General features: G+C 57.3%; 3 protein-coding genes and 1 pseudogene. 3 read left to right on the top strand and 1 reads right to left on the bottom strand.

Annotation, left to right across the window (positions count from 1 at the left end; genetic code table 11):
* Positions 1-1,893 precede the first annotated feature (1,893 nt).
* The 3 genes and pseudogenes from FS320_RS51170 to FS320_RS37990 form a co-directional block, all read left to right on the top strand.
* A pseudogene (locus FS320_RS51170) lies at positions 1,894-2,076 on the top strand (hypothetical protein); the annotation flags it as partial.
* Between the two features lie 562 nt (positions 2,077-2,638).
* The gene (locus FS320_RS37995) at positions 2,639-3,043 is read left to right on the top strand and encodes a PRC-barrel domain-containing protein (RefSeq protein WP_152717453.1); all 405 of its coding nucleotides are present in this window, start codon (positions 2,639-2,641) and stop codon (positions 3,041-3,043) included.
* Between the two features lie 93 nt (positions 3,044-3,136).
* Entirely contained in the window at positions 3,137-3,388 is a 252-nt protein-coding gene (locus FS320_RS37990) for a hypothetical protein (RefSeq protein WP_152717452.1), read from the top strand.
* Positions 3,389-3,908: 520 nt separating this feature from the next.
* On the opposite strand, the gene FS320_RS37985 is transcribed toward FS320_RS37990, so the two are convergent.
* The gene (locus FS320_RS37985; protein ID WP_152717451.1) at positions 3,909-4,256 is read right to left on the bottom strand and encodes a hypothetical protein; all 348 of its coding nucleotides are present in this window, start codon (positions 4,254-4,256) and stop codon (positions 3,909-3,911) included.
* Positions 4,257-4,874 lie beyond the last annotated feature (618 nt).

The raw sequence follows: 4,874 nt of genomic DNA, 5'->3' as shown, positions 1-4,874 counted from the left end.
CCGCCTGGGCCAAGGTGAAGGAGCGGCTTAAGGCAAAAGCGCCTCGCACTCTCGAAGCCTTGGAAGCGGAACTCAAACCCGCCCTCGACACCATCACCGCAAAAGATGCCAAAGGCTGGATCAGGCACGCCGGCTATGCCCTACATTGAAACCAAAAGCGCTTTAGTCACCCCATACTCCAAATTGGGCGCCGGGACGAAGATCAAATACCAATTCGTGAGACCGGCATCCCGCAACTTCTTTCAAAGAATCTTGTTCATTCAGAGCGCGAATTGACGCGGCACCTCCTCTGCATCGTTTTTCTTCGCTAACTTGATGAGAAGATTAGGGGAGATCGCGAGGGCATGCGTAAGTTTGGGGTGTTTACCGCCCTCGCGTTGAGTGGGATCACCACATCCTGCGCTGAAAGAATAGTGCATTCGGCTGGTATGCCCCAGCCAACTCCACCGAAAGTTGCGTCCAAGCTATGGCCTAACAATGTGGAGGTGAGGCGCCCGGCTAAGACGATTGCGGACAATGCCGGAAAGCATTCGTCTGCCCGCTCCAGTCAGATCACTCCAAGCGCCAGCGTGAAGCCAGAGCGGTCGCCCGAACCTCAGGCTCCACTCGCGCAAGTGTCGCAACAGCCAGAGAAAACCCGAACCTCGCGCGAACCGCCTGCGGTTGTGACACTCTCGCCACCGCCGGAGCCCGCCGAACCCGACTTCCCTGTCGCAGCGCTGATGCCGCCGCCCGAACCCGCTGAGCCGACACTCCCCTCAATGCCGCCAACCATCGAGTTATCATCGCCATCAGAGCCACTCACGTCTATCCTGCCAGAGGTGCCCCCTGAGGCCGCGATGCCACCGCCGCCCGATCCCGCCGAGCCGAGTTTCCCGGTGGCCACGTTGATGCCTCCACTTCCGGAACCGGCTGAACCGTCTCTGCCTCCACCTCCAGAAGAGCAGATCGCCGCCGAAAGCCCGAAGCTCATCCCTTTTCCAGACCTTCCATCGTATGTCTCGCTGCGCCCACGTTTCGATTGGGTAGATACAGTTGGTGCCATCGATCTCCTACACAACCCGCTATCTGGGGCTCTTGAAGCGAGCCCAGAGGAACGAATCCCAGGCCTGATCCGGAATCCCTGGCCACTCTCGATGGATGGCACCTAAGCGATCAAATGCAATTCGACAGGTCGAAGCTTTGGAAAGCAGGTTGGCCAACGCGCTTCGAGTAAATGCGATACCGAGTCTTTGCCGGAAGAGAATGTGAAGTGAGTGGAAGCAAGCCGCGGAATTGCATCTACTTTCGTCAGCCGTCTAAGCTGATCTGCCTCTCTAAGGAGGGCACGCGTGGGCTGGGTGTTCCTCGACAAGGGTTCCGATCAGAAGCTCCGATCAGACGCAGCAATTCCCGCTGTTCCGGGCTATTGCCTCGACTCAGGAAGGCTACAACATTCTTATGTTCCACGTGCCCTCCGGACGCTGCATTAGCCTCGTGATGGATGAACAGAGTCCCTGAAGGATCACGGATCGATTACCAACGGTGACCGTTTGCACTTTCGTAGAGCGCACGCGCCTCCTTCATTTGGGCTCTTATCAGGTCGACATGGCACGTCCACTGTACAGATTTTGGGAGAAGACACCTTCTACAGAGTCTGGGAGGGGCTGGTTTACCCGAATGAAGTTAGGTCAATCAGTTCGGCAGGTCCCACTGCAGCCTCGTGGACCGAGAGCGCAAGATTGCGCTCAGAAAGCCAGTGTACTTCGCTAAATTGCGGAGCTTGTAACGCCAAGGCTGCCAGCCGAGTTCTTTACATAGGTTAAGCCCTTCTTGGAACGGCGCTCGCAGGCTTGGCGTTACAATTATTATAGATTGCCGACAAACCCGCTCTTAGCATCCTGGAGGGCTCGAATGGTGAACGCATCCGGTATCAGCAGCCAACTCACACCTGACAGAGCCGAACCTAAGCCTGCGGAGTGTCCTCCGGACAACAAGCTGCCCGAGAACTCGCAGGAAAATCTCGATGCACGGCTCGACCATGCAATTGAGGAGACCTTCCCGACGAGCGATCCGGTTTCCGTGACCATCACCAAAGGCCCTGAGCCTGATCGCTCTGATCAGGGAGCCGCTGACTCAACGGCGGAAGAGCAGCAGGGTCAACCGAGGCAGGGCTCAACCGAGCATGTTCTGGATCAAGTGCGGGAAGCGCTCAACGATGTCGCCGGGAGTGCCTCTGACGTCGTCGGGACTGTGTACCGCCAAGGCGAGTACTATGCGCGACAAGCAGGTGAGCGCTTCCCTCAAGCTCACAGTTATGTACGTGAGCGCCAAGGCCTTGTGGTCCGGTACACAACGGAAAACCCGCTGCTCTCGCTCGTCATGGCAGGGGCCATTGGCTATGTCACGGCCTGGATGATCCACCGCGAGAGGCGAAATCGGGAGCCGCATGTGCCGGATTATAGCCGAACGGACCGGGGCTATACCCCACACCGTAGCCAGGAGCTTCGATAGATTTGTGAACAGCTCTGGGGATAGGCACCACACGGAGATCAAACAATGGATCTGATCGTGATCCTAATCGCACAAACACCCTGCACCACCGTACAGCGGAATCATGGACATTGAGGTCTTCTGTAACTCGGGAAGGAGACGCCATATGACTCAGACAGATGCTACAATCAATACCAATGCTCCTGGAGTGAGGACGGGTAAGCCCGTGATCGAGAGTGATCGGGTCGAGGGAACTGCCGTGTATGATCCGCAGGGAAACCGCCTTGGCTCGATCAAGCGCCTGATGATCGAGAAGATCAGCGGCAAGGTTGCTTATGCGGTGATGTCCTTTGGTGGCTTCCTTGGGATCGGCGAAGATGAGCACACCATTCCGTGGGGCAAGCTGACCTATGATACCAGCCTCGGCGGCTACCGCACGGATATCACCGAGGAGCAGCTTCGTGGCGCTCCAACCTTCTACCGGGATGGTGATGACTACGACTGGTCAGATCGGGAGCGCGAGCGGGAGCTGCACGACTACTGGCGAGCCCCATACTACTGGCCGATCTGAGGTCGCAATCGTCGTCATCGGGAAAAGGGCAGCACACACGAGCCAAAGGGCCACACCGCCCTTTGGCTTAATCCAAGACTGGAATAGCACAGGATGCCCGACGATCCTGAAGCCTCACCTCTCGACACCATCGTCGCTCTGGCCAGCCGGATCGCCGACGAGTGCCCCTCCTGTGCTAGCCGCGCCTCTGAGATCATCATGTGGGCGAGCGAAATCAGGGAGCGGCGGCCGAGCAGAGAGGAACTGGCAGCACTCGTCGATGCAACGTGCAAGGGTTACGTCCCGGATGATCAACGCGAGCTTTTGATCAATGGACTACGAGCCCTCGTCCGCTTTGCGGAGTAACTGACCTTGGCTTTGCTCTATCAAAGGGGAGTAGGTGATGTGTGAACCCCACACCCAAATTCTCGTTGCTCAGGAAGGTAGCGATCAACCGGTTTGTGATTTCCGGATGGGTCAGCGGAAACATATGCCCGCCATCGTCGAGTTCCTGATATTCCAGCGCGGAATACGCTCTCGCAGCACCTCGACGACCTCGCTTGTGGGCTGCTTCGTATCCCGCGCCGAGACCACTGGCGTACGGGCATGAATGTTGGGCCAGTCTCGTCGAGCCGTTCTCCCGAGAACGTTGTCCCATTCGTGCGTTGGGGGATGGATGAAGAAAACGTCTTCCCCCGCTCAGGCGACTTGGCAGCCCAAGAGCCCTCTCCACTTCAATAGTCCGCAAAGCCGGCGGCAGCCTTCTCCCTGTCACTCGATCCACCACACTGCATTACGGTGTTTCGCAGCAGGGCTCCCATCGTCTGAAACTTCAAAAGCAGAGTTGTCTGGTTCGGCCCTGGAACAGTGCGCTGGAAGTGGTTCGTCAGAGCATCCTCGTCAGGCTCAATGCCGGTGTCAGCCACAGCGTGGCAGCCTGAACATCGCCGATGAAATAGGCCGTCTGGCACTCAAAAGCCCCGCCGCCGAATGCGCAAACAAAATGAGGGAAGGCCTCAAGAAGGGGCTCAGGTGCAGGGTAAATCCAGCGAACGGCAGCGTCCATGCTGGACGCAATAGTCATCGTGGCAACGAGCTCGGCCTGATCGTTGGGGACCGCCGTTTGAACCTGGGTATCCTTCGTTGCCCCTGCGGGGCCCCGATCAAAAGACGTAAACATGTAGCGGAGACGAACCCAATCTTCGCGCTGCTGGAGGTAGTCAACGGCGTTCACCTGGGCGGTTGATCTGTGCCTCCGTCGAGGTCAGACTCATTTAATATTGAGGGAGATGGTAGCATGCAGAGAACAGGCTAGCCTTGTGGAAGAGCACCTGATGGGTGTTCTCGCCTGGAGTTGAACATTCACGCGCTCTGCTGTTCGCGCACCTTACGGCACAATTCACGTTAACTCTCCGCCAAGCTTGGCCTTCACGTCCCTCATCTTGGATATAGGCTGGACACGGCGCCAGACCACAGTGGTACCTCATCTGTAAGGGCATGGGAGGTTCTATGAATCGAATGGAGCACAGGGTCGAGTGGCGGCTGCAAGGGTCTCGGCTAGGATGGGGTGTGTTTCCTGGCTGAGATGGTAAAATTGGACCTTGGCCACGATACTGGCTGAGGGCTCGTCGGCTGATGATCCACTTCATCCTGGGTAATTTCGTTGAACAAATCTTATAGAAATTGAGCTCCTTCCCAGGACTCTTGCTCCGCGCGTAAATCCGACTAGATCCTTAGCACAGTGATTTTGACGGTTTGACACCGCCAAGCTCGTGCTGCGGACTTCGCATCTGGTACCGAGGCCCCGTCCAATGGGGATCAATCCACTTGCAGATCCCGCACCGCTTCGAAG

The sequence above is a fragment of the Microvirga tunisiensis genome, from assembly GCF_009296175.1.
Lineage (GTDB): Bacteria > Pseudomonadota > Alphaproteobacteria > Rhizobiales > Beijerinckiaceae > Microvirga > Microvirga tunisiensis.
This window is presented reverse-complemented; position numbering and strand designations above follow the sequence as displayed.

What these genes read in the sequence shown, in the direction of transcription:
- FS320_RS37990 (WP_152717452.1), top strand. Translation starts at nt 3,137, where the DNA reads ATGCCCGACGATCCTGAAGCCTCACCTCTCGACACCATCGTCGCTCTG.
- FS320_RS37995 (WP_152717453.1), top strand. Translation starts at nt 2,639, where the DNA reads ATGACTCAGACAGATGCTACAATCAATACCAATGCTCCTGGAGTGAGG.